Below are 22,227 nucleotides of genomic sequence, written 5' to 3' on the forward strand. Positions count from 1 at the left end.
GGCGACCATCGATGAGCGGCCTGCCGATGTGAATTCTTGGGTCAGATACCGAGCATCATCCGGACGATCGGCTCAAGCCCACGGCCGATGGCGCGGGTGTCTTCCGCCGTCAGGTGCACACCATCGAGCGGACTGGTCTTTGCGACCGATCCTGCATCGAAGAAGCCGCACCCGAGCTCGTCGGCGAGATCGCGGTACAGCGAGGCCAGCATCGACGACTGCTCGATCCCGCCTTGGAACATCGCCGAAAAGATCGGATCTCCGGTCTCGCAAAGCGGCGGCGGCGAAACGATCAGCACGTCCGGTGCATCATAGTCGAACGACCATTCGTGATGGCGGATCAGTGCGACCAGTCGCTGGATGCCGGCCCGCGCCGCATGCGCCGTGCCGGCGATGACAGGCTTCATATCGTTGGTGCCAAGCATGATGACGACCAGATCGAGCGGCATATGGCTATGCAGGACCGTCGGGAAATTCTTGACGCCGTTGCGATCGCAATCGGCGAGATGGTCGTCATAGCCGGTCGTGCGCCCGTTCAGGCCCTCGGCAATGACCGTGACCTCGTCTCCAAGTGCAGCGCCGAGCACGCTCGTCCAGCGATCCTCGAACGCATGACGGCCGGGACCGACGGGGTCATACCCCCAGGTGAGACTGTCGCCGAAGCAGAGAACGGTTTTCATAGTGTCCATATGCCCAGTCATTCCCTGCCGACCTGTCTCTGTCGAGGTCAGGTCCCTTTCATCAGCGTCTCGACCTTGCTTTCAAGCACGGATATCCGCTCTTCGAAATCACCGGTCATGAACTTCGAGAGCATTGTATCCGCGGTCAGCGCATTGCGAATACTCTTCTGGCCGATCTCAAGCTTGTGCAATTGCTGTTTTACGGCACCGAGTTCACCGCGTATTTCATGCGTTTCGCCGCGTATTTCACGCAGCATGGGCATGATCATATCTACCGGTTCATTCGCCATCGACGCGCTCCTGAGCGGACCGTATTCCGCTCCATCAAATATGGTGGAGCAGCTTACAAATGTCACGCATCAAGCGCATTCGCGGATGGGAACGGCCGCGACATAGGCCGCGGCCGAGATTGTTTTAAACCAGCATGCCCATCGGGCTTTCGATGTAGCGCTTGAAGGCCGAGGCAAGCTCCGCGCCGAGCGCGCCGTCGATGACGCGGTGGTCGAAGGCAAAGGTTGCCGTCATCACCGTGCCGACTTCGAGCTTGCCGCCACGAACGACCGGCTTTTCGACACCGGCGCCGATGGAGACGATCGAGGCCTGCGGCAGGTTGATGATCGAGGTGAAGTTGGAGACACCGAACATGCCGAGGTTGGACACCGACGTGGTGCCGCCCTGGTATTCTTCCGGCTTAAGCTTCTTGTCGCGGGCCCGCTTGGCGAGATCCTTGACCTCGTTGGAGATGACCGACAGCGTCTTCGTTTCGGCCTTGCGGACGATCGGAGTGATCAGACCATCCGGGATCGAGACGGCGACGCCGACATCCGCATGCTTGTGCAGGACGCGGGCAGAAGACGTCCAGGAGGCGTTCGCCATCGGAACATCCCGAAGCGCCAGCGCCATCGCCTTGATGATGAAGTCGTTGACGGAAAGCTTGAAGGCCGGAACCTCACCCTTCTCCGTCTTCTTCACCGGCGCGGACGCATTGATCTCGGCGCGCAGCTTGAGCATGGCATCGAGTTCGCAGTCCATCGAAACGAAATACGATGGAACCGTCTGGGTCGACTCGGTCAGGCGCGAGGCGATCGTCTTGCGCATGCCGTCATGCGGCAGAAGCTCGTAGGAGCCTTCCGCAAACAGCTTCATGATGTTGTCGTCCGACGGACCCTTTGCCATTGGCGCGGCTGGAGCCTGAGCGGCACCGGCGGTTGCCGGCGTCGTCGCGGACGGAGCAGACTTTGCACCGCCGGAAGCGGCTGCCTTCTCTATATCGGCCTTGACGACACGGCCATGTGGGCCGGTGCCGGTAACGCCGGTGACATCGAGACCGGCTTCCTTGGCCATACGACGGGCGAGCGGCGACGAAAACACACGCTTGCCGTCTTCTGCCTTCGGAGCAGGCGTCGACGGTGCCGGAGCGGCATCCGTCAGCGGCTTGTCGGAACTGGCTTCGGACTTCGGCGCTTCGGACGCCTTCTCCGCAGGAGCTGCTTCAGCCTTCGGAGCATCTGCCTTCGGGGCTTCAGCCTTCGGAGCCTCGCCGCCGGAAGCGGCAGCCGAAACATCTTCGCCGTCGACCGCAAGGATGGCGATCAGGGCGTTGACCTTGACGCCTTCGGTGCCGGCCGGAACCACCAGCTTGGCGACAACGCCTTCGTCGACGGCTTCGACTTCCATCGTCGCCTTGTCGGTCTCGATTTCGGCGATCACGTCGCCGGACTTGACCGTATCGCCTTCCTTGACCAGCCACTTGGCGAGGTTGCCCTCCTCCATGGTCGGCGACAGGGCAGGCATGGTGATGTTGATAGGCATGTTAATCCTCCGCCCACACAAGTTCAAACTGGGCAAGTTCGTCAGGATGTTCCGTCAGCCGGGTGACGTCCTCAGGCGTCACTTCGATGTAACCGGCAACGTCTTCAAGCCAGCCGTCTACGGCACCAATCACGCCAATCTCTTCGCGCGGGACACCGACGATCACCTCGGTGTCTTCGGTCTTGACCAAGGCCCAGAACACAATTCTTTCAAAGACCGGGTTGTTCTTGGTGCCGATCACTCGGAACCAAGAACCGGAAACCGGCAGAATCTGCTTCACAGAAGATTTCGGCATAACCGGTCCTTACTTGTAGCAGACGGTCTTCACCGCCTGAACGACTTCACCGACATTCGGCAGCGCCAGCTTTTCGAGGTTGGCGGCGTAGGGCATCGGCACGTCCTTGCCGGCGATCGTCAGGATCGGCGCATCGAGATAGTCGAAGGCCTGCTGCATCACGCGGGTGGCAATTTCGGTGCCAACCGACGACTGCGGATAGCCTTCCTCGACGGTGACCAGACGACCCGTCTTCTTCACCGATTCGATCACAGTCGGCAGGTCCATCGGACGGATGGTGCGAAGATCGATCAGTTCGACATCGATGCCGTCCTTCTCGAGTTCGGCAACCGCCTTCGTGGCATAGGCCATGCCGATACCGAAGGAGACGACTGTCACGTCCTTGCCGGTTTTATGGATACGCGCCTTGCCGATCGGCAGAACGAAATCGTCCAGCTTCGGCACTTCGAACTGCTGTCCGTAGAGGATCTCGTTTTCCAGGAAGATGACCGGGTTCGGATCGCGGATCGCAGCCTTCAAAAGACCCTTCGCATCGGCAGCCGTATAGGGCATGACGACCTTGAGGCCCGGGATCTGGCTGTACCAGGCGGCATAGTCCTGGCTGTGCTGCGCGCCGACGCGGGCAGCGGCACCATTCGGACCACGGAACACGATCGGCGCACCCATCTGGCCGCCGGACATGTAGAGCGTCTTGGCAGCCGAGTTGATGATGTGGTCGATCGCCTGCATGGCGAAGTTGAACGTCATGAACTCGACGATCGGCTTCAGGCCAGCCATCGCAGCACCGACGCCGACGCCGGCAAAGCCGTGTTCGGTGATCGGCGTATCGACGACGCGACGCGCGCCGAATTCCTGCAGCAGGCCTTGCGTGATCTTGTAGGCGCCCTGGTATTCGGCGACTTCCTCACCCATCACGAACACATCGCCATCGCGACGCATTTCTTCGGCCATGGCATCGCGAAGTGCTTCGCGAACCGTGGTCATCACCATTTCGGTGCCGGCTGGAATGTCCGGATCGGCGGCAATTTCGATCTTCGGCTGGGCCGGGACCTTGGCGTCAGCAGGTGTCTCGTCCTTGGCTTCGCGGGCCTTGCCGCCGGCAGCATCCGAAGTTGCAGCCGGAGTGTCGGCATCGGCCTTCGGAGCATCTGCCTGGGGCGCACTTTCCTGTGCAGGCTTGTCAGCCTTCATGTCGTCGGCGGTTTCGCCTTCGGCAAGCAGGATTGCGATCTTGGTGTTGACCTTGACGTTTTCGGTGCCGGCCTCGATCAGCAACTTGCCGATCACGCCTTCATCCACAGCTTCCACTTCCATGGTCGCCTTGTCGGTCTCGATTTCGGCGATCACGTCGCCGGAGGTGACCTTGTCACCCTCTTTTTTCAGCCACTTGCTGAGCGTGCCTTCTTCCATCGTGGGAGAAAGCGCGGGCATCAGGATATCGATTGGCATTGAGGTTCCCTCCCCGCGATCAGAGCAGAATGTCGGTGTAGAGCTCGGATACATCCGGCTCCGGATCGTTCTGGGCAAAATCTGCAGAATCCGAGACCACGTCACGGATATCCTTGTCGATCGCCTTCAGTTCGTCCTCGGTCGCCCAGCCACCGTCGAGGATGCGCAGACGCACCTGTTCGATCGGATCCTGCTCGGAGCGCATCTTCTGCACTTCTTCCTTGGAGCGATACTTGGCCGGGTCGGACATCGAGTGACCACGGTAGCGGTAGGTCAGCATTTCGAGAATGATCGGACCCTTGCCGGAACGGCAGTGCGCGAGCGCCTCGTCGCCGGCGGCCTTAACGGCGCGAACATCCATACCATCCACCTGGATGCCGGGAATGCCGAAGCCGGAGCCACGCAACGAATAGTTCGACTGCGCCGTCGCGCGGGCGGTCGATGTGCCCATCGCATAACGGTTGTTCTCGACGATGTAGACGATCGGGAGCTTCCAGAGAGCAGCCATGTTGAAGCTCTCGTACACCTGGCCCTGGTTGGCAGCGCCATCGCCGAAATAGGCGACCGATACGCTGTCATTGCCGCGATAGGCATTGGCGAAGGCAAGACCGGTGCCGAGAGACACCTGCGCGCCGACGATGCCGTGGCCGCCGTAGAACTGCTTTTCCTTGGAGAACATGTGCATCGAGCCGCCCTTCCCCTTGGAATAGCCGCCGCGACGCCCCGTCAGTTCCGCCATCACGCCACGGGCACTCATGCCGGTTGCCAGCATATGGCCGTGATCACGATAGGCGGTGATGACCTGATCGCCCTCTTTCTGCGCCATCTGCATGCCGACGACGACAGCTTCCTGGCCGATGTAGAGGTGACAGAAACCACCGATGAAGCCCATGCCGTAAAGCTGGCCGGCCTTTTCCTCGAAGCGGCGGATGAGCAGCATTTCGCGATACGCGTGCAGCTCGTCATCCTTGCCGAAGTCCGACATATTCTTGCCGGTAAAATCCTTTGAAACGTTCTGGGTTGCAGACTTTGCCGCCGTTTTGCGGCCGGACGTAGACGCGGTTTTAGCTTGCGCCATCGATCCCTCCCTGTGTGCTGCTCTTTATAAAGGGGACATCATGTCAAAATGACGCACCCTGGTTTCGGAGCGTAACATAGGGAAGAAAGCACGGACCAGCAATGCCATAATTGCATGGCTCACATCCAAATTAAATCACTGATATCGTTGCTGAATTGTGAAATTAACCAGCTTGTGGTTAATTTAGAAGTAGTTGTTGAAGATGACGATCTCGTCGCGCTTGGAGACGTTGAGCTGGTAACGGGCGATCTCGTCAAGCATGTCCTTTTCGAGAGACCCGTCGCTCATCAACTGGACCTGACGCTCAAGCGCCTTGCGACCGTCGGTCAGCCTTGTCAGTTCGGCAACCCGCTCGATCCGCCGCTTCTCGAATTTCTCCGTCGCGATCAGCCCGAGTTCGCCATGCACGGAATGGTATCCGAAATAGGAAACGAATGCGATCGTGATGGCAGGCAGGACGAAACGACCGAATTTTCTTTTCTTGTGATGCTTGGTCCACATGCTCACGAGACGCCTACCCATTACGCTAAACTGGATCAGGATCGATCCGAACTGCGAGAGAGAATCGCAGAACTTGCTTAAGCAATGGTTGACCGGGGAGCCTCGACCGGCGACTTCACCCGCTCGACGTCACCCAGAAATGCGAAAGGCCGGAGCTTTTGGCTCCGGCCTCCGTTTCAATCTGCAACAATCGCTTAGTTGACGGCCTTGTCAACCAGCTTGTTCTTGCCGATCCATGGCATCATGGCGCGAAGCTTGGTGCCGACTTCCTCGATCTGGTGCTTGTCGTTCATGCGGCGGATGCCCTTGAAGCGGGCGCCACCGGCACGGTATTCCTGCATCCAGTCGGACGTGAACTTGCCGGTCTGGATATCGGTCAGAACCCGCTTCATCTCGGCCTTTGTCTCGGCGGTGATGATGCGCGGACCGGTGACGTACTCGCCCCACTCGGCCGTGTTGGAGATCGAGTAGTTCATGTTGGCGATACCGCCTTCATAGATCAGGTCGACGATCAGCTTCACTTCGTGCAGGCACTCGAAATAGGCCATCTCAGGCGCGTAGCCGCCTTCGACCAGCGTTTCGAAACCGGCGCGGATGAGCTCGACGAGACCGCCGCAGAGAACAGCCTGTTCGCCGAACAGATCGGTTTCGCACTCTTCCTTGAACGTGGTCTCGATAATGCCGGACCGGCCGCCGCCAACGCCACAAGCGTAGGAGAGAGCGATCTCAAGCGCATTGCCGGACGCGTTCTGGTCGATGGCAACGAGGCAAGGAACGCCGCCGCCCTTCTGATATTCGCCGCGAACCGTATGGCCTGGGCCCTTTGGTGCGATCATGACGACGTCGACGGAAGCCTTCGGCTCGATCAGGCCGAAATGGACGTTGAGGCCGTGGGCGAAAGCGATGGCAGCGCCGTCGCGAATGTTGCCGGCGATGTCGGCCTTGTAGATGTCTGCCTGCAGCTCGTCGGGAGCCGCCATCATCATCAGATCTGCCCAGGCGGCAGCTTCGGCAACGGTCATGACCTTAAAGCCATCGGCTTCGGCCTTCTTTACGGTCGGCGAATCGGCACGCAGGGCGATGACGACATTGCTGGCACCGCTGTCCTTCAGGTTCAGCGCGTGGGCGCGACCCTGCGAACCGTAACCGATGATGGCAACCTTCTTGGACTTGATGAGATTGAGATCAGCATCCCGATCGTAATAAACGCGCATCGTATGTTCCTTCCCTATGAACGTAACTGTTGTTGATGATTAGCGGGCCGCGGAGGTGCGTGACACCTCCAGCGGCTGTTTCTCGGTGCGATACAGCGACAGAAAGGCATCGATGGCTCTTTCCGCCTGGCGTGCAGTATCCTTCAGCCCGGGTTCGCCGAGCAGCATGCGGACATGCAGGTCGGAGACGATCAGGCCGTAAAGCGTATGATAGGCGGCATCCGCGTTGTCGAACCGCAGGAGCCCTACCCGTTTGCCCGCATCGATCAGCGCCATTGCGCGACGATCGATCTGGCGGCGGCCATGCTCGACCAGCAGCTTGCCGAGCTTGGATCCGTTCGGTCCGGCACCCGGTCCCGACTGGCCGATCGCCAGCCGGTTGAGCGCCAGCGACACATCGCCGGATAAAACCTCCAGCAGATCGCGTGCAAAAAGTTCGAGATGATCCCGCAGAAGCTCGGCGCTCAGCCGCTCGCCGGAGCGCTCGAACGTGCGCACCTTGGCGGCCTGATGGGCGATCATCGCCGCCAGCAGGCCTTCGCGGTCACCGAACCACTTGTAGAGGCTTTCCTTCGAGCAGCTTGCAGCGCGTGCAAGCCCGGATGTGGTGAGTGCTTTCTCACCGCCTTCGACGAGCAGACGCAGCGCCTGCTCCAGAACCTCGTTCTGGCGCGGCGAAAAGTCGGGCATGTCTGCGGTTTCGATTCTCACGGCTCACCTCTGAAGTACCGTACGGTACGGTTCTGCCGGTATAAATGATTTCACATGCCCGTCAAGTGCTTCTGGCGGGTCGTGTAAATAAGATGCGGAAGGAATTGGCTTTGCAAAGCAAGAGAGAAGTCGCGCTCACCCGCCTCAACCGCGATCAGCCGGCGGACGGCTCACGCACTGCGCTGATGTCACGGCTCGGCGACATGCCGTAGAGACGGCCATATTCGCGGCTGAACTGGGACGGGCTCTGGTAACCGACACGGTGGCCGGCATTGCCTGCATCCAGCCCGTCGACCAGCATCAACCGGCGCGCCTCGTGAAGGCGGAGATGCTTCTGGAACTGGACAGGCGTGAGAGCCGTCACGGCCTTAAAGTGATGGTGGAACGAGGACGGGCTCATTCCCACGTGATCCGACAGATCCTCGATCTTGAGCGGACGATGGAAATTTGATCGCAACCAACTGACGGCTCGTGCGATTCTGGAACTCTGCGTTTCCGACATGGCCATATGGACAAGCCTTGGCCCATCGGGCGAGGTCAGCAGGCGGTAGAAGATCTCCTGTTCGATAAGCGGCACCATCGCAGCGATATCGGATGGCGTATCAAGCAACCGCACCAGTCTGGTTGTCGCATCGATCAGATCAGGCGACGCATGGTTGACCGTCAACCCGCGGTATCCCTCGCTTGCCAGAGAGTCTGGCTGGAAGTTGATACGGTCGAACAATTCGTGGAGCCGCTCCATCTTCAGATCAAGGCAGAGGCAGTAGTAGGGAATATCGCCGCTGGCCTCCACCACCCAGGACGCGACGGGCAGATCGAGCGAGGTCAGCAGATACTGGCCGACGCCATAGCGATACGTCTCACGGCCAAGCGTCAGGCTCTTGGAGCCCTGTAGCACCAGCGTGTAACTGGGAGAATAGGCCGTATGAAGCGGCGCTGTTGGAGCCGAACATCGGTGCAGCCGCAACCCTTCGATCGCAGTCGTGCCGTCATTGCCTTCGACCGCATGCCGGGCAGCGAGTGCCGTCAGTTCCTGATAGGGCATGAAGGAAATTGTCATGAAGTCTCACCACCGTCGCGCGTTCCGGCACTGACATGGCAAATCCATATCAGGCACAAGACAGAGGTAGTATCCGAAAACGGAATTTGTAGGATCGTGCAAGAAGCTTGCAGGATCGATCTAACGCTTGTGACGACGGATCGGCATAGTCCGTCAGTTGATTTCAACTGAAAATGAAAGGAGTTTTCCATGGCTATTGCACGAGGCTATGCCGCGACCGACGCCACCAAGCCGCTCACACCGTTTACCTTCGAGCGCCGCGAGCCGAACGAAGATGACGTGGTGATCGATATCAAATTCGCCGGCATCTGCCATTCCGACATCCATACCGTCCGCAACGAATGGAAGAACGCCGTCTACCCGATCGTTCCCGGTCACGAGATCGCCGGCATCGTTACCGCCGTCGGTTCGGCCGTCACCAAATTCAAGGTCGGCGACCGCGTCGGCGTCGGCTGCTTCGTCGATAGCTGCGTCGGCTGCGCAGCGCGTGATGTCGACAACGAGCAGTATATGCCAGGCCTCGTCCAGACCTATAACGACGTGGATACGTTGAACGGCAATGCGGCCACCCAGGGCGGCTATTCCGATCACATCGTCGTCAAGGAAGGCTATGTCCTGTCGATCCCGGACAATCTTCCGCTCGACGCTGCCGCTCCGCTGCTGTGCGCCGGTATCACGCTCTATTCGCCGCTCCACCATTGGCAGGCTGGCCCTGGCAAGAAGGTCGCGATCGTCGGCATGGGCGGTCTCGGCCATATGGGCGTCAAGATCGGTTCCGCGATGGGCGCTGATATCACCGTCCTCTCGCAGGGCCTTTCCAAGAAGGAAGACGGCCTGAAGCTCGGCGCCAAGGAATATTACGCGACGAGCGACGCGGAAACCTTCACCAAGCTTGCCGGCACATTCGATCTGATCATCTGCACGGCAGGCGTGGCGATCGACTGGAACGCCTATCTTGGCCTGCTCAAGGTCAACGGCTCGATGGTCATTGTCGGTGCACCGGAGCATGCGATCCCGGTTCATGCCTTCTCGCTGATCCCGGGCCGCAAGAGCCTGTCGGGTTCGATGATCGGCTCGATCAAGGAAACCCAGGACATGCTGGATTTCTGCGGCAAGCACGACATCGTTTCGGAAATCGAGATGATCAAGATCCAGGACGTCAACGAAGCCTATGAGCGCGTGCTGAAGAGCGACGTGCGCTACCGCTTCGTCATCGACATGGCATCGCTCGACGCCTGATCCGTTTGGTAGAGTGGAATGACAAGGGCGGTCTTCGGGCCGCCCTTTGTGTTAGCGAAGATCGCTCGCGTCGAACTTCGACCGTGCCGCCCTGACGTTGGCGTGGTTGCTTGCCGCCCACGCAAGCACTGCCGAGAGTGGTTCAAACAGCGAGTAGCCTAGCGGCGTCATCCGGTATTCGACGCTTGGCGGCTTGGTCGGAAACACCTGCCGATCGATGTAACCGTCGCGCTGCAGATCCCGCAGCGTCTGCGTCAGCATCCGCTGGGAAATATCGGGCACAAGCCGCCGCAGTTCGCCGAACCGGTACGGCTTTTCCGAAAGCGCCTGAAGAATGAGCGTCGACCACTTGCCTGCGATCTGGTTCATCACGTCCCGGACCGGACAGTTCCCGGCATCCCAGGTCGAGGTGTCACAGGGTCGCTCAGCCAGCGTCGGCTTGCGTGCGGTAACGGCCATCGCGGTGGTTCCCTTTTGGTAACGATCTCCCTCAAACCTGCCTCCTTTACAGGAGACCGTCAATTCCTATTCTAGTGCTGGTCTCTTTTTGAGACTTATAGAGATAGGAAACGCAGGATGACCAAACTTCTCGTCACCGGTGCCGCCGGTCAGCTCGGCCGCGCCGTTCTTCATCACCTCCTGGAGACATCGAAGGTTTCCGCAGGCGATATCGTTGCCGCAAGCCGCGATCCGTCCAAACTGTCGGAGCTTGCGGCCAAGGGTATCGAAACCCGCAAGGCGGATTTCACCGACGAAGCCGGGCTGGTAGAGGCGTTCAAAGGGATCGATCGCGTGCTGATCATCTCGACCGATGATCTCGCCACGCCGGGCGGTCGCCTCAAGCAGCACAAGGCTGCCGTTGCCGCTGCTGAAAAGGCCGGCGTCAAGCACCTCATCTACACATCGATGCCGAACCCGGACAGATCGCTGGTGAGCTTCGCGCCGGATCATCTCGGCACCGAGGAGGCCATCAAGGCGACGGGGCTGTCCTACACGATCCTGCGCAACGCCTGGTACGGCGACAATTATCTGATGTCGATGCCGCATAACCTCGCGACCGGCACCTGGTACACGGCCATGGGCGACGGCAAGCTTTCCAACATCTCACGCGATGACTGCGCCCGCGCCGCCGCAGCAGCGCTCGCCAATCCCCCGGCCGGCAACAGGACGGTGACATTGACGGGCTCGGAAAGCCTCGGCGCGGACGACATCGCAGCACTGGTTTCGAAGGTCACAGGCAAGACGCTTGCGGTCGTCAAGGTCACCGAGGAGCAACTTGCGGGCGGAATGGCCAATGCCGGGCTGCCCGAGTTTCTGGTGAAGATGCTGGTATCCGCCGACGCCAATATCAAGGCCGGCAACTTTGATCTGGTGACCGCCGATTACGAGACGCTGACGGGTGCAAAGCCCCAATCGCTTGCGTCCTATTTCGACAGCCGCAAGGCCGACCTCACCGCGTAAGACAACAGGCGACCTAGTTCCGGTATTTAGTTGACTCAGTCAACTAAATACCGGAACATCTATCCTCCTTGGATGGGAGGATCATCATGTCTAGAGCAGAGACCTTCGAGGCAATCCGCGCCTTCAACCGCTTCTACACCAACAAGCTCGGCGTGCTGTCGAAAGGATACCTCGATACCGACCACACGCTGACGGAAGCGCGTATCCTCTACGAGATCGGCGCGCGCCAAAGGATTTCGGCCACCGAGCTCAACCGTGAACTCGGGCTCGATCCTGCCTATCTCAGCCGCATCCTGAAGAAATTTCGCGAAGCAGGCTTTCTCGAGAGCGAGCCCGACCCGTTGGACCGGCGCAGTCAAATCCTGACGATTACCGCGCCGGGGAAAGCGGAATACGAAATGCTAGGCACGCGATCGGGAGCGCAGATCGCCCGCGAGCTTTCCGGCGTCAGCGACGGTGATCGAGACAGACTGGTCACCGCGATGGCTACCATCCACGGCATCCTGGCAACCACAGAGCGCTCCACGGCACCGGTCGTGATCCGTGAACACCGAACTGGCGACATGGGCTGGCTGATTGAGGCGCAGGCGGTCGCCTATACGCGGGAATACGGGTGGAACGACCGGTTCGAAGGTCTCGTCGCCGAGGTGGCGGGACGGTTCATACAGAACTTCAATCCGGACAGGGAGCGCTGCTGGATTGCCGAGACAGACGGACGCCGCATAGGCTCGGTTCTGGTCGCTGACGCCGGCCAGAACATCGCCAAGCTGCGCGTCCTTTATGTCGATCCCGCAGGCCGTGGACTGGGCCTTGGTAGAACCCTTGTCGAGCACTGCATCGCCTTCGCGAAGGCGGCAGGCTATGCCAAGCTGTCGCTGTGGACCAATGACGTGCTGAAGGCTGCCCTCCGCATCTACGAGGCCACCGGCTTCACGCTTGTCGCCGAGGAGCGACATGCGATGTTCGGCCCGGAATGCATTGGCCAGACCTGGGAACTCGATCTGACGAACGCTCAACGCGCCGATGTCTGAGATCGTGCTTGGATCCCTGGTTCACGCCCGAGGATCCATACGCGGCCAGACGATCAGGACTCGTCCTTCAGCGTTTCCTTCTGGGTGATCAGCCGCGCGCTATGCTGGCCGGACAGATAAATCCACAGCCAGCTCCAGGCAACGGCGGCGCGTGATCTGGTGCCGATCAGGAAGTAGATATGGGCAAGCCCCCAGATCCACCAGGCAAGTCCTCCGGTCAGCTTGAACTTGCCGAAATCGATCACCGCCGCACGCTTGCCGATGGTTGCGAGACTGCCCTGGTGGCGATAGTGGAACGCCGCGGGCACAGGCTTGCCGGCGAGCCGCGTCTTGATGACCTTCGAGACGTATTCGCCCTGCTGCTTGGCGGCCGGCGCGATGCCGGGCACCGGCTTGCCGTCGTCCTGCGAGACCAGCGCGGTATCGCCGATGACAAAGATCTCGGGCTGCTCGGGGACTGACAGATCCGGACCGACGACGGCGCGCCCTGCCCGGTCCGCCGACGCGCCGATCCAGCGCGCTGCGGGCGATGCCTGAACACCGGCTGCCCAGATCACCGTCTTGCAGGGAATGAACGCGTCGCCAACGGTGACGCCTTCCTCGGTGATCGCGGTGACGGGCTTGCCGGTATGAACCTCGACGCCGAGCTTTTCGAGCGCCGTCTTCGTGTAAGCCGAAAGATCCTCGGTGAAAGCCGGCAGCACGCGTGGACCTGCCTCGATCAGCATCACCCGTGTGCGGGTCGTGTCGATCTTGCGGAATTCCTTCGGCAGCACCTTGTTCGCGAGTTCCGCGATCATGCCGGCCATTTCCACGCCTGTTGGACCGGCGCCGATGATCGCGAATGTCAGCTCGGAATCCAGCTCCGACGTCTTTTCCGCCATCTCTGCCCGCTCGAATGCGAGCAGGATGCGGCGGCGCAATGTCGTCGCATCCTCCAACGTCTTCAGGCCGGGCGCGACACTTTCCCATTCGTCGCGGCCGAAATAGGCGTGGCGTGCGCCAGTTGCGAGAACAAGCGTATCATACGGCACCATACGGCCGGACGCGAGCTTCACCGTCTTCGCACCCTTGTCGATCCCGAGAACTTCATCGAGCACCGTCGTGACATCGCGCCGATCGCGGAACAGCCTGCGGATCGGCCATGCGATTTCCGACGTGGCGAGCACCGTCGTCGCGACCTGATAGAGGAGCGGCTGGAACAGATGATGGTTGCGACGATCGATGAGCGTAATGTCGGCATCGGCACCTTTCAGCCCATGCACCGTCTGCAATCCCCCGAAACCTCCCCCGACGACGACAACTCTATGCTTGCTCACGATGGATGCTTCCCCGAATGACGAATGACAATGAAATGCTGCAGCGCAATATGATGCAGGTCTTAATCAAGTTCTCAGTCAACGGAACTGCGGCACTTTGTCCATCTGCCTTTTGTGCAAGGCAGGGAGCCGCCTGATGCAAGGCATTCAGGCGCTCGATAGCGCCGCGTGGGGTCAGCATCCGACCCGTCGCCTTTACGCGGTGACAAGCCTGCCGTGACGGCACCAGACGCTAACAGCCTCATGGTCGAAGAGAGAACCGCGGCTGCGGGTTCAGTTAGATCGTCTGACCGCAGGCGCGGCAGAAACGACGCACCGTCTCGGCCATTCCGTATTCCAGCGCATCGGCCGTCAGCCCGTGGCCGATCGAGACTTCGGCAAGCGCCGGAAGGCGCTTCACCAGCGCGGGGAGATTGTCGACCGTCAGGTCGTGCCCGGCATTGACGCCAAGGCCGTGCGCCAATGCAGCATCCGCAGTCCTTCCCAACAGCTCGAGAAATTCGATGCCGCGTTCCGGATTGTCGAAACAGCCGCCATAGGGACCGGTGTAAAGTTCGATCCGGTCGGCACCGGTCGCCTTGGCAAGCGCCACCGCTTCGACATCGCCGTCACCATCGGCAAACAGCGAAACCCGCATACCGCCCTTTTTCAAGCGCGCCACGATCGGCTTCAACATTTCGCCTGTCGCACGGAAATCGAAACCGTGGTCGGACGTCGCCTGGGCCGGATCGTCAGGCACCAATGTCACCTGCTCCGGCTGGATACGTTCGCACAGCGCCAGAAAATCCTCGCTCGGATAGCCTTCGATGTTGAATTCTGCATCCGGGAATTCGTCGTCGATCAGGGCGCGCAAAACCGGCAGATCGGAAAAACGGATATGGCGCTGGTCGGGACGCGGATGAACCGTCAGTCCGGATGCCCCGGCCTGCAACGCAATCCGCCCCAAAGCTTCAACGCTTGGCCACGGAAGATCGCGGCGATTGCGGAGCATGGCGACAGCATTGAGATTGACGGAGAGCGTAGTGGTCATGGCAGCGTCCGAAGCGAGAAATGTCAGCCTGCTTTTAGGACATGCGCAGCGTGTTGACCACCTTTTGGGAACATTACGTAGAAAATAGATCTTTCCGATACGTAAGCATATTATAATCTACAAAAATCCGGAGTAGTAATCGTTAAAACTTTACGTACGTTGTCTTCATGCAGAATTCGCCAAGTCGGCAAGATGCGGCACATGAGGCCGGCGAGGCGAATTCTGCTGTCACGATCAATCGGGTCCGCATTCCTTTTACCGAAGATCATCCGCTCATCATGACGCATAAAGCGGCCTGTGGATGCAATCGAGCAGGACCAGCTAGCGACCGAAGGATCCGATGCGAAGCGACCTGTTTGATGCAACGAGCCAGACTTCCCAGCCCTCCTGCCTGTTGTCGCCGGAATTCCTGGCGATCAGATTTTTCCCGCAAATCCAGTTGCCGTTCGAGCTGCCGGATCAGCCTGTGCCGATTGCCGACGTGGCGGACCTGTTCGGCGTAACGCACCGGACACTGCATTTCTACGAGGAAAAAGGGCTGCTGGTCGCAGGCCGTGCAACGGGACGCGGAACGGCCCCGATGCGGGTTTACGCATCAGATCAGATCCGTCGCATGGCAGTTATCACGGCCTGCCGCGAGGTCGGCATCGGCATCGTGATGATCCAGGACCTCCTGTCGGAGCTGGCAGGAGCTGCCAGCCAGGCCAAGGCCGACGACATCTTCAGTACCGCACTTCAACAACGCAAACGGGAGATGACCGCAGAGATCTCCCAGATCCGGCGGCAGATGCAGCAGATCGAGACCCTGGTGTCACAGGACACCGACGACCGTACCGAGAACAGCCGGCGTGCAGCCTGTCCGCCGCTTGCCGATATCGAACGCCGATGCCTGTCGTTGATGAGCGATGGATATTCCGCATCAAGGATAGCCCGCGAGCTTGAGATTGATCTCGACGAAATGCGCCGAATCGAGATCGCGCTGATCGACAAGTTCGAGGCGAGCAACCGTTTTCAGGCAATCGCCAAGGCACTGGTGGCCGGTGTCGTCCTCAACTGAACCGCTCTAGCGGACGATCGTCAGCGTTTCGGCAGCGCGGGTGATAGCCGTGTAGAGCCAGCGCTCCCGCGTATCGCGAAAGGCAAAACTCTCGTCGAACAGAACGACGTTCTGCCACTGTGAACCCTGCGCCTTGTGGACGGTCAGCGCATAGCCGTAATCGAACTCGTCATAGCGTTTGCGTGTCGACCACGGAATTTCCTCGTCGCTCTCAAACGCAGTCTTCAGCAGCTTGATCTTGGCTGCACCGCGATCCATGTCGTCGTCTTCCGGGCGGATCATCAGGTTGATACCGGGCTTGACGGTTTCTCGCGACGAACTCATCACCTGCCACAGAGACCCGTTCAAAAGGCCCTTGACCTGATCGTTGCGAAGGCAGACCAGCTTGTCGCCGGACTGTGGGTAATCGGCGGTAAAGCCCTTCAGTTCGCGAAGGCGCTGGTTGTAGCGCTTGCGGGTCCGGTTGGTTCCGACCAGAACCTGATCGGCCTCCATCACCAGTTCCTGCGTCACCTCGTTGCGGGAAATTACCTTCGCCTTGCCGTAGTCGCCATGCATGATCTCCTTGCCTTCGCGCACGGTCATGGCGAGCTGGATGATCGGGTTGTCCTGCGCCTGGCGATGGATATCGGTCAGCAGATAATCCGGTTCCTGTTCGGTAAAAAAACCGCCGCCCGTGACCGGCGGCAGCTGGCCGGGATCACCCAGAACCAGAACAGGCGTGCCGAAGCTTAAGAGGTCACGCCCCAGCTGTTCGTCTACCATCGAGCATTCGTCGATGACGATCAGTGCTGCCTTGGTGAGCGGGCTCTGGCGGTTGATCGAAAACATCGGCGACACGGAGGTCTTGCCGGTTTCCTCGTTTTCAACCTCTTCCTCGCCCCGGGGGCGATAGATCAGCGAGTGAATTGTCTTGGCATTGCGCGCGCCGCGCGACCGCAGCACCTGCGCCGCCTTGCCGGTAAACGCGGCAAACAGCACGTCGCCATCCACATGCTCGGCGAAATGCTTGGCAAGCGTCGTCTTGCCCGTGCCCGCATACCCGAACAAACGGAAAACCTGGCTACGGCCTTCCTTCAGCCATTTCGAAACGGCCTTCAAGGCCTCGTCTTGTTGCGGCGCAAATTGCATGGCCGCGACTTGGCAGGATTCTGCCCGTCAGCGCAACTGAAAAGAACGAAAGATGAATGGAAGCCGGGGATGGAGGAAGCTGGTTCAGACGTCCAGCGCTCGCTTCCGGCCATTGCCCGACTCGGCGGACTCCATCTCATGCTTGGCCGCACGGGCCAGAAAGCCGGATCGGGTAAATCCATTCGCCTCGGCGAAAGCGTCGATCGACGCGAGCATGTCTTCGGGAAGCGTGATGTTGATGCGAACGGACTTCTTGCCTTCGGTCTTGAGCGAAACAAGGATGGCGACACCGTCCCTGTTGTCCTGGTTCTCCATCACGGCATCAAGCGACGCCGGTTCCGGAATAGCATCGCCATCTTCCAGCAGTCCTTCGACATGCAACGCCAGCGCTTCCTCAGCCATACGCCGCGCCTCATCCAGATCCCGACCAGCGGTGACAACACCGGGGAAATCCGGGAAGGAAACGCCGAAATCGCTGTCGGCATCCTTATGAATCAGTGCGATATAATTGCGCATGGCTTACCTCAAATTTAGTCCGGCTTGCTTCTCGATGCTCTTGAGCGTTCCGACTGGAATATCTTGCTTCGGGTGAGGAACAGTTACCCGACCAAGCTTCCTTGGATGCTTGGACTGGACATGACTGCCCTTCCTGGCGACCTCGTACCAGCCATCAGCCTTCAACGCAGAGATGATGTCGCCACTCTTCATGGAATATCTATACACACTTGATGTGTATTTTCAAGGTGCCTGTTGTCAACTCTGTCGGTGCGGATCGTTCCTCAGCTCGATCGGCATGCCATGCGGCGTGGCTTCCGCCGCGCGCTGCCAACTCTGCTGCAGGCCAAGGATCGTCGCTTCGTCGGCGACCTGTTTTTCTGCGAGAAGGTCGCAGAGCGCTGCAACCCAGCAGTCGAAATAGTCGCTTCCATCATCTGCCCTGCCGGGCTGATGGACCTGGCCCGACAATGCCGCTGCCCATTCCGGCCAGGTAAACACGCCGCGCTCGTGCAGATGCACGGTCATCGCGAAGGCTTCAGCCGTCCAGGGCTCGGGGAAGACCGGATCACCCTGCGGTGACACCGGCAAGCCCGGCGAATGCACGATGTCCGGTTTGATATCGCATCGGTGTTCAGAGGCGCTCAAGATAGCTCTCCCAGGCGTCGATGGAAACCGTCAGCGTCGGATCGGCGCCCTCGCCCCAGATTTCAGCCGCATCGAAAACGACGGTATAGACCCATTGCGGGTTTTCGCCCTTGCCATGGGCATTGTCATCCGGGAACACGAAAGCGCCCTGCACCGCCTCGACCACGCCGGTCTTGGCGCGTGCGTAACGCGGCAATCGCGTGTGGGTCTCCGGGTTGAAGTTTTTCGTGCGGACACGATCGCCCGCGGCAAAGGCTGGCCTTGTCTCCAGCGGCCGGTCGCACGGCCCGCCTTTGGAAAGCACGCCCGCAACCGTCTCGGCTTTCAAGATGCGTTTGGGCACCGCCGGTTCGACCTGTTTTGTGCCCGAGGCAATTTCCGCGCTGGTCGCAAAACCGTGCCGTTCCAGAAGCACTTCCAGTGCCCGGGTCCAGATCTCGTAATAGCTGGCCGAGAGATAGCTTGCCGGTGGAATATTCTCGCGAGCATGCCGGCTTTCATCGATATTCCATGCGCCAAATGCACCGCAGGACAGCGTCAGGCCCAGCGCGCGGCGCTCCCAGTCCGCATGGAAATAGGGTTCGTTGCTTTGAGGCGCCACCGGGCCGAACCCCATCTGGCCGCCAAGGTCGTGCGGGCCGTTCATGATGGCACCCCTGCGATCGCCGTGCCGATCATCGCGTCGCGGCTGACAAGTTCAGCAAGCGCTTGCTCATCCAGCCCGTCCGTCCCGTCAGGCCGTTCCGGAATGACGAGGTAGCGCAGTTCCGCCGTCGAATCCCAGACGCGGATCTTCGTCTCCTGGGGAAGAGCCAAGCCGAATTCGGCCAGCACGCCGCGTGGATCGATCACCGCACGGGAGCGATAGGCCGGCGCCTTGTACCAGGTCGGCGGCAGGCCAAGCACGGCCCACGGGTAACAGGAGCAGAGCGTGCAGACGATGAGGTTATGGGTATCCACGGTGTTGAACACGGCGCGCATATGCTCGCCCTGACGACCGGCATAGCCGAGGCTGGCGATCGCCGCCGTCGCATCTGCCTTCAGCCAGTCTGCAAATGCCGGATCGCTCCACGCTTTCGCTACCACGCGGGCGCCGTTCTTCGGCCCGATCTTCGTCTCGTAGGTCTCGACGATCGCATCGACCGCTTTCGGGTCAATCAGGCCCTTTTCGACCAGCACCGTTTCAAGCGCCCTTACCCGCGCCTGCATGTCGGTGTAGCGGTTGTCGTGGTCGTGAAAGTGACCGTGACCGTGACCGTGAGCGTGGCCATGGTGGTCGTGGTGATCGGTCTCGTGATCTTCGTGCATGGCGGGACCTCATGATCGCTGCGGGATACCTTTGCCAACGTCCGCATCGAGGAGATGCAAACGTTGTCGTCGTCGGTTCAGCGTATGCGCCTTCCTCATGCCCGGCAAGCCTTTGCCGCCACCGGACGAACCGGAGGCTTGGCATCACGGCAGAGCGCCTTATCTGACATCAGATCACTCATCAGCGAGGTCGAAGATGCCCGATATTCCAACCGTCACCCTGCCCTCCGGCATCTCGGTTCCAGCGCTTGGCCTTGGAACCTGGAAGATGGGCGAGTCCCCGAACGACGCGAAGGCCGAGATCGAAAGTCTGCGCCGCGGCCTCGACCTTGGCATGACGCTGATCGACACGGCGGAAATGTATGGCGAAGGCGCTTCGGAAGAGCTGACAGGAAAAGCCATCGAAGGCCGACGCGACGAGGTGTTTCTGGTCAGCAAGGTCTATCCCTGGAATGCCAGCCGCCGCGGTGTGATCGAGGCCTGCGAGGCCAGTCTCGAACGCCTGAAAACGGATCGGCTCGACCTCTACCTTCTGCACTGGCGCGGCGAGCATCCGCTAGAAGAAACCGTCGCCGGGTTCGAGGAACTGCGCCGCGACGGCAAGATCGGCGCCTGGGGTGTCTCCAATTTCGACATCGCCGACATGGAGGAACTGATGGCGGTGCCGGATGGACGCAACTGCGCGACCAACCAGGTTCTCTACAATCTGTCGCGCCGCGGCATCGAATACGATCTCTTGCCCTGGTGCCAGGAGCACGAGATTCCGGTCATGGCCTATTCCCCGATCGAACAGGGACGGATCCTGCGCAATGCGGAACTGATCCGCATCGCCAAAGCCTACCAGGCAACGCCGGCACAGGTGGCGCTCGCTTTCCTGCTGGAGCGGGACAAGGTGATCGCGATTCCAAAATCCTCGACGGCGTCGCGCGTCGAGGAAAATGCCGGTGCTGCCGACCTTGAGATCAGCGACGAGGACTGGGAAGCGCTCGATGCCGCCTTCCCGCCGCCGGAACGCAAGCAGCCGCTGGAAATGCTCTAGTCGAGGTCTAGCTGACGACGCTCGGCGACGAGCGTCTCGATCGCGGTAAACACGTCGATTTCGGCAAAGCTCTTCGTGTCGCGATAGACCGGGTAGAGGCCGAAGGCTGCCGCTGCCAGCTGATCGATGGTGGGACGGGCGGTCCGACGAGACAGCGTGGCCTGCGCGCCCTCACCGAGGTGATCTTCGGTCAGGTCCCAGCCCGCATAGAACGGACCGGCATAACACCGCACCGGCTTTTCGCGCAGGAGCGCGTCCAGCCCGAACTGGCTGGAGACTGTCCAGACTTCATCCACCACATCGAGAATGGAGGCAACCGAGACTGCATCCGACAGGAGAATCACGCCGGATGCTTTCGCTGCCAGTTCGGTCAGATAGCCCTTGCGGAAGCCGGCCATCACATCCGGATGGGTGCGCACCACGCATTGAGCACCGCTCCCGATCGCATCCTTGAGCATCCGCGAAAAGCTGTCCGGCGAGCCGCCCGCCATCGGCACCGAAACATCGCCGAACACCTGGTCAACCAGAAGGATGCGCTTGCGCCGCGATCTCTCGAGTTTCAGCTCCCGATGCGGCAGGTTGTTGTATTTCGAGAGCTTTTCAGACACCAGCGCAGTGCGGATATCACTGCCCAGGGATGCAGCATTCCAATCGTCGGCAGATGCCGCGATCACCTTTTCCAGGCGCGAGGGAACGGCGGCCCTTACCGGCATGCCAAGGTCGTCGATCTGGATCGAAATCGGCAGCGCGTTCTGCTTGCCGAGACCCACCGAGCGCAAAAACCCGTCTTCCAGATACCAGCTCGGCAGGCCGCGCAGTGCGGCAATCAGTCGGGCCGCCTTTGCGGGAATGCGACCGCCCCACAGAACGATTCCGCCGATCCCCGGCCGAAGCGTTGGTTCAAGCGCCTCGACGCCGAAGTAATGCCGCAGGAAGGGCTGCGACTGCCGGACATAGAAGGTCGCACCGATGCGCGCTCCAGGTTTCGGCAGCCAGTCCTTTTGCAATGGAATATCCCCGGCGCCACGGCCCGACACTTACATGCCCTGCGAGCCGCGGTTCATCGCGGCGATGCCCGTGCGGCAGATCTCGATCAGGCCGAGCGGCCTGATGACCGCAACGAACTGATCGATCTTCGACGACTTGCCGGTGATCTCGAAGATGAAGTGCTCGATCGTCGCGTCCACGACCTTCGCCTGGAACGCGTCGGCGAGACGCAAGGCCTCGGCTCGTTGATCGCCGTGGCCAACCACCTTGAGCAATGCCACTTCACGTTCGATGGGCCGGTCCTGGCCGAGATCGCGCGCTCGGACCGTCAGGTCGAGAACCCGGTGGACAGGCACGATGCGCTCGAGCTGCGCTTTGATCTGCTCAAGCACGGTCGGCGTTCCGTTGGTGACGATCGTGATGCGCGATAGGTGCGCTTCATGCTCGGTCTCCGAAACCGTCAGGCTTTCGATGTTGTAGCCGCGGCCGGAGAAAAGCCCGATGACGCGGGCAAGAACCCCCGGCTCGTTGCTGACGAGAACCGAAAGCGTGTGGCTCTCGACCTTGGCGGTCTCGGGCTGGAAGAAGTAGGCAGAACCGGTCGGCTGCTGATGTGCATTCATGGTCTCAGGTCCGTTTCCTCAGAGATGTGTTCAGGACGCCAGCGTTCCGCTGACGCCCC

Annotated in this window: 26 protein-coding genes; 5 read left to right on the top strand and 21 right to left on the bottom strand. The window is 60.3% G+C overall.

Annotated features, from left to right (window positions below; translation table 11 throughout):
* Positions 1–41: 41 nt before the first annotated feature.
* The 10 genes from IFT66_RS06120 to IFT66_RS06165 form a co-directional block, all read right to left on the bottom strand.
* Complete coding sequence (locus tag IFT66_RS06120; RefSeq protein ID WP_192077154.1) at positions 42–680, bottom strand: SGNH/GDSL hydrolase family protein; 639 nt, start codon at positions 678–680, stop codon at positions 42–44.
* A 47-nt stretch (positions 681–727) separates the two neighbouring features.
* On the bottom strand, positions 728–970 hold the full coding sequence (locus IFT66_RS06125; protein ID WP_192077000.1) for a hypothetical protein: 243 nt from the start codon (positions 968–970) through the stop codon (positions 728–730).
* Between the two features lie 124 nt (positions 971–1,094).
* Positions 1,095–2,492, bottom strand: coding sequence for a pyruvate dehydrogenase complex dihydrolipoamide acetyltransferase (locus IFT66_RS06130; protein WP_192077001.1), 1,398 nt, complete (start codon positions 2,490–2,492; stop codon positions 1,095–1,097).
* Position 2,493: 1 nt separating this feature from the next.
* Positions 2,494–2,787 carry a hypothetical protein gene (locus IFT66_RS06135; protein ID WP_062580997.1) on the bottom strand — a complete coding sequence of 98 codons (294 nt, stop codon included), beginning with the start codon at positions 2,785–2,787 and terminating at the stop codon, positions 2,494–2,496.
* Between the two features lie 9 nt (positions 2,788–2,796).
* Complete coding sequence (locus tag IFT66_RS06140) at positions 2,797–4,236, bottom strand: pyruvate dehydrogenase complex E1 component subunit beta (protein WP_113165432.1); 1,440 nt, start codon at positions 4,234–4,236, stop codon at positions 2,797–2,799.
* Positions 4,237–4,255: 19 nt separating this feature from the next.
* The gene (gene pdhA, locus IFT66_RS06145) at positions 4,256–5,314 is read right to left on the bottom strand and encodes a pyruvate dehydrogenase (acetyl-transferring) E1 component subunit alpha (protein ID WP_062456352.1); all 1,059 of its coding nucleotides are present in this window, start codon (positions 5,312–5,314) and stop codon (positions 4,256–4,258) included.
* A 183-nt stretch (positions 5,315–5,497) separates the two neighbouring features.
* On the bottom strand, positions 5,498–5,815 hold the full coding sequence (locus tag IFT66_RS06150; RefSeq protein WP_062581006.1) for an FtsB family cell division protein: 318 nt from the start codon (positions 5,813–5,815) through the stop codon (positions 5,498–5,500).
* A 194-nt stretch (positions 5,816–6,009) separates the two neighbouring features.
* Positions 6,010–7,029: a ketol-acid reductoisomerase gene (gene ilvC / locus IFT66_RS06155; RefSeq protein WP_062456348.1), complete on the bottom strand. Its 1,020-nt coding sequence runs from the start codon at positions 7,027–7,029 to the stop codon at positions 6,010–6,012.
* Positions 7,030–7,068: 39 nt separating this feature from the next.
* Positions 7,069–7,719: a TetR/AcrR family transcriptional regulator gene (locus IFT66_RS06160; RefSeq protein ID WP_062581008.1), complete on the bottom strand. Its 651-nt coding sequence runs from the start codon at positions 7,717–7,719 to the stop codon at positions 7,069–7,071.
* A gap of 175 nt (positions 7,720–7,894) precedes the next feature.
* Positions 7,895–8,800, bottom strand: coding sequence for an AraC family transcriptional regulator (locus IFT66_RS06165; RefSeq protein ID WP_062456341.1), 906 nt, complete (start codon positions 8,798–8,800; stop codon positions 7,895–7,897).
* A 189-nt stretch (positions 8,801–8,989) separates the two neighbouring features.
* Here IFT66_RS06165 and IFT66_RS06170 point away from each other — a divergent pair, with 189 nt between their 5' ends.
* Positions 8,990–10,039, top strand: a complete 1,050-nt coding sequence (locus IFT66_RS06170) for an NAD(P)-dependent alcohol dehydrogenase (protein WP_062457989.1) — start codon at positions 8,990–8,992, stop codon at positions 10,037–10,039.
* 51 nt (positions 10,040–10,090) lie between these two features.
* Here IFT66_RS06170 and IFT66_RS06175 read toward each other — a convergent pair whose 3' ends face one another.
* Positions 10,091–10,498 carry a winged helix-turn-helix transcriptional regulator gene (locus IFT66_RS06175; RefSeq protein ID WP_174196554.1) on the bottom strand — a complete coding sequence of 136 codons (408 nt, stop codon included), beginning with the start codon at positions 10,496–10,498 and terminating at the stop codon, positions 10,091–10,093.
* A 117-nt stretch (positions 10,499–10,615) separates the two neighbouring features.
* On the opposite strand from IFT66_RS06175, the gene IFT66_RS06180 reads away from it, so the two are divergent.
* Positions 10,616–11,500: an SDR family oxidoreductase gene (locus IFT66_RS06180; RefSeq protein WP_192077002.1), complete on the top strand. Its 885-nt coding sequence runs from the start codon at positions 10,616–10,618 to the stop codon at positions 11,498–11,500.
* A gap of 86 nt (positions 11,501–11,586) precedes the next feature.
* On the top strand, positions 11,587–12,531 hold the full coding sequence (locus tag IFT66_RS06185) for a bifunctional helix-turn-helix transcriptional regulator/GNAT family N-acetyltransferase (RefSeq protein ID WP_192077003.1): 945 nt from the start codon (positions 11,587–11,589) through the stop codon (positions 12,529–12,531).
* A gap of 53 nt (positions 12,532–12,584) precedes the next feature.
* Here IFT66_RS06185 and IFT66_RS06190 read toward each other — a convergent pair whose 3' ends face one another.
* Positions 12,585–13,850, bottom strand: a complete 1,266-nt coding sequence (locus IFT66_RS06190; RefSeq protein WP_062456329.1) for an NAD(P)/FAD-dependent oxidoreductase — start codon at positions 13,848–13,850, stop codon at positions 12,585–12,587.
* A 277-nt stretch (positions 13,851–14,127) separates the two neighbouring features.
* Entirely contained in the window at positions 14,128–14,880 is a 753-nt protein-coding gene (locus IFT66_RS06195) for a pyridoxine 5'-phosphate synthase (protein ID WP_113165427.1), read from the bottom strand.
* A gap of 340 nt (positions 14,881–15,220) precedes the next feature.
* Here IFT66_RS06195 and IFT66_RS06200 point away from each other — a divergent pair, with 340 nt between their 5' ends.
* Entirely contained in the window at positions 15,221–15,937 is a 717-nt protein-coding gene (locus IFT66_RS06200; RefSeq protein WP_249406347.1) for a MerR family transcriptional regulator, read from the top strand.
* A gap of 6 nt (positions 15,938–15,943) precedes the next feature.
* Here the strand turns inward: IFT66_RS06200 and IFT66_RS06205 are convergent, their stop codons facing one another.
* The 6 genes from IFT66_RS06205 to nthA all read right to left on the bottom strand — a co-directional run bounded on the left by IFT66_RS06205 (position 15,944) and on the right by nthA (position 19,519).
* Positions 15,944–17,068: an ATP-dependent DNA helicase gene (locus tag IFT66_RS06205; RefSeq protein ID WP_062456323.1), complete on the bottom strand. Its 1,125-nt coding sequence runs from the start codon at positions 17,066–17,068 to the stop codon at positions 15,944–15,946.
* Between the two features lie 84 nt (positions 17,069–17,152).
* On the bottom strand, positions 17,153–17,584 hold the full coding sequence (locus tag IFT66_RS06210) for a type II toxin-antitoxin system HicB family antitoxin (RefSeq protein ID WP_192077004.1): 432 nt from the start codon (positions 17,582–17,584) through the stop codon (positions 17,153–17,155).
* Positions 17,585–17,587: 3 nt separating this feature from the next.
* On the bottom strand, positions 17,588–17,776 hold the full coding sequence (locus IFT66_RS06215) for a type II toxin-antitoxin system HicA family toxin (RefSeq protein ID WP_192077005.1): 189 nt from the start codon (positions 17,774–17,776) through the stop codon (positions 17,588–17,590).
* A gap of 45 nt (positions 17,777–17,821) precedes the next feature.
* Positions 17,822–18,211 (bottom strand): nitrile hydratase accessory protein, encoded by a 390-nt coding sequence (locus IFT66_RS06220; RefSeq protein ID WP_199864760.1) that lies wholly within the window; start codon positions 18,209–18,211, stop codon positions 17,822–17,824.
* Positions 18,198–18,857 (bottom strand): nitrile hydratase subunit beta, encoded by a 660-nt coding sequence (nthB, locus tag IFT66_RS06225; RefSeq protein WP_192077006.1) that lies wholly within the window; start codon positions 18,855–18,857, stop codon positions 18,198–18,200. Before nthB ends, IFT66_RS06220 begins: the two co-directional genes overlap by 14 nt.
* The gene (gene nthA / locus IFT66_RS06230; protein WP_192077007.1) at positions 18,854–19,519 is read right to left on the bottom strand and encodes a nitrile hydratase subunit alpha; all 666 of its coding nucleotides are present in this window, start codon (positions 19,517–19,519) and stop codon (positions 18,854–18,856) included. The genes nthB and nthA overlap by 4 nt, the downstream gene beginning before the upstream one ends.
* A gap of 196 nt (positions 19,520–19,715) precedes the next feature.
* On the opposite strand from nthA, the gene IFT66_RS06235 reads away from it, so the two are divergent.
* Entirely contained in the window at positions 19,716–20,558 is an 843-nt protein-coding gene (locus IFT66_RS06235; protein ID WP_184653370.1) for an aldo/keto reductase, read from the top strand.
* Here the strand turns inward: IFT66_RS06235 and IFT66_RS06240 are convergent.
* Together IFT66_RS06240 and ilvN are read right to left on the bottom strand one after the other, a co-directional pair.
* A complete protein-coding gene (locus IFT66_RS06240; protein ID WP_192077008.1) occupies positions 20,555–21,565 on the bottom strand; it encodes a capsular polysaccharide export protein, LipB/KpsS family in 1,011 nt (336 codons plus the stop codon). The two genes, IFT66_RS06235 and IFT66_RS06240, sit on opposite strands and share 4 nt — an antisense overlap.
* 30 nt (positions 21,566–21,595) lie before the next feature.
* The gene (gene ilvN, locus IFT66_RS06245; protein ID WP_062456299.1) at positions 21,596–22,168 is read right to left on the bottom strand and encodes an acetolactate synthase small subunit; all 573 of its coding nucleotides are present in this window, start codon (positions 22,166–22,168) and stop codon (positions 21,596–21,598) included.
* Positions 22,169–22,227 lie beyond the last annotated feature (59 nt).

Origin of the sequence: Rhizobium sp. CFBP 13726 (assembly GCF_014841925.1) — a bacterium.
GTDB classification, from domain to species: Bacteria; Pseudomonadota; Alphaproteobacteria; order Rhizobiales; family Rhizobiaceae; genus Neorhizobium; species Neorhizobium soli.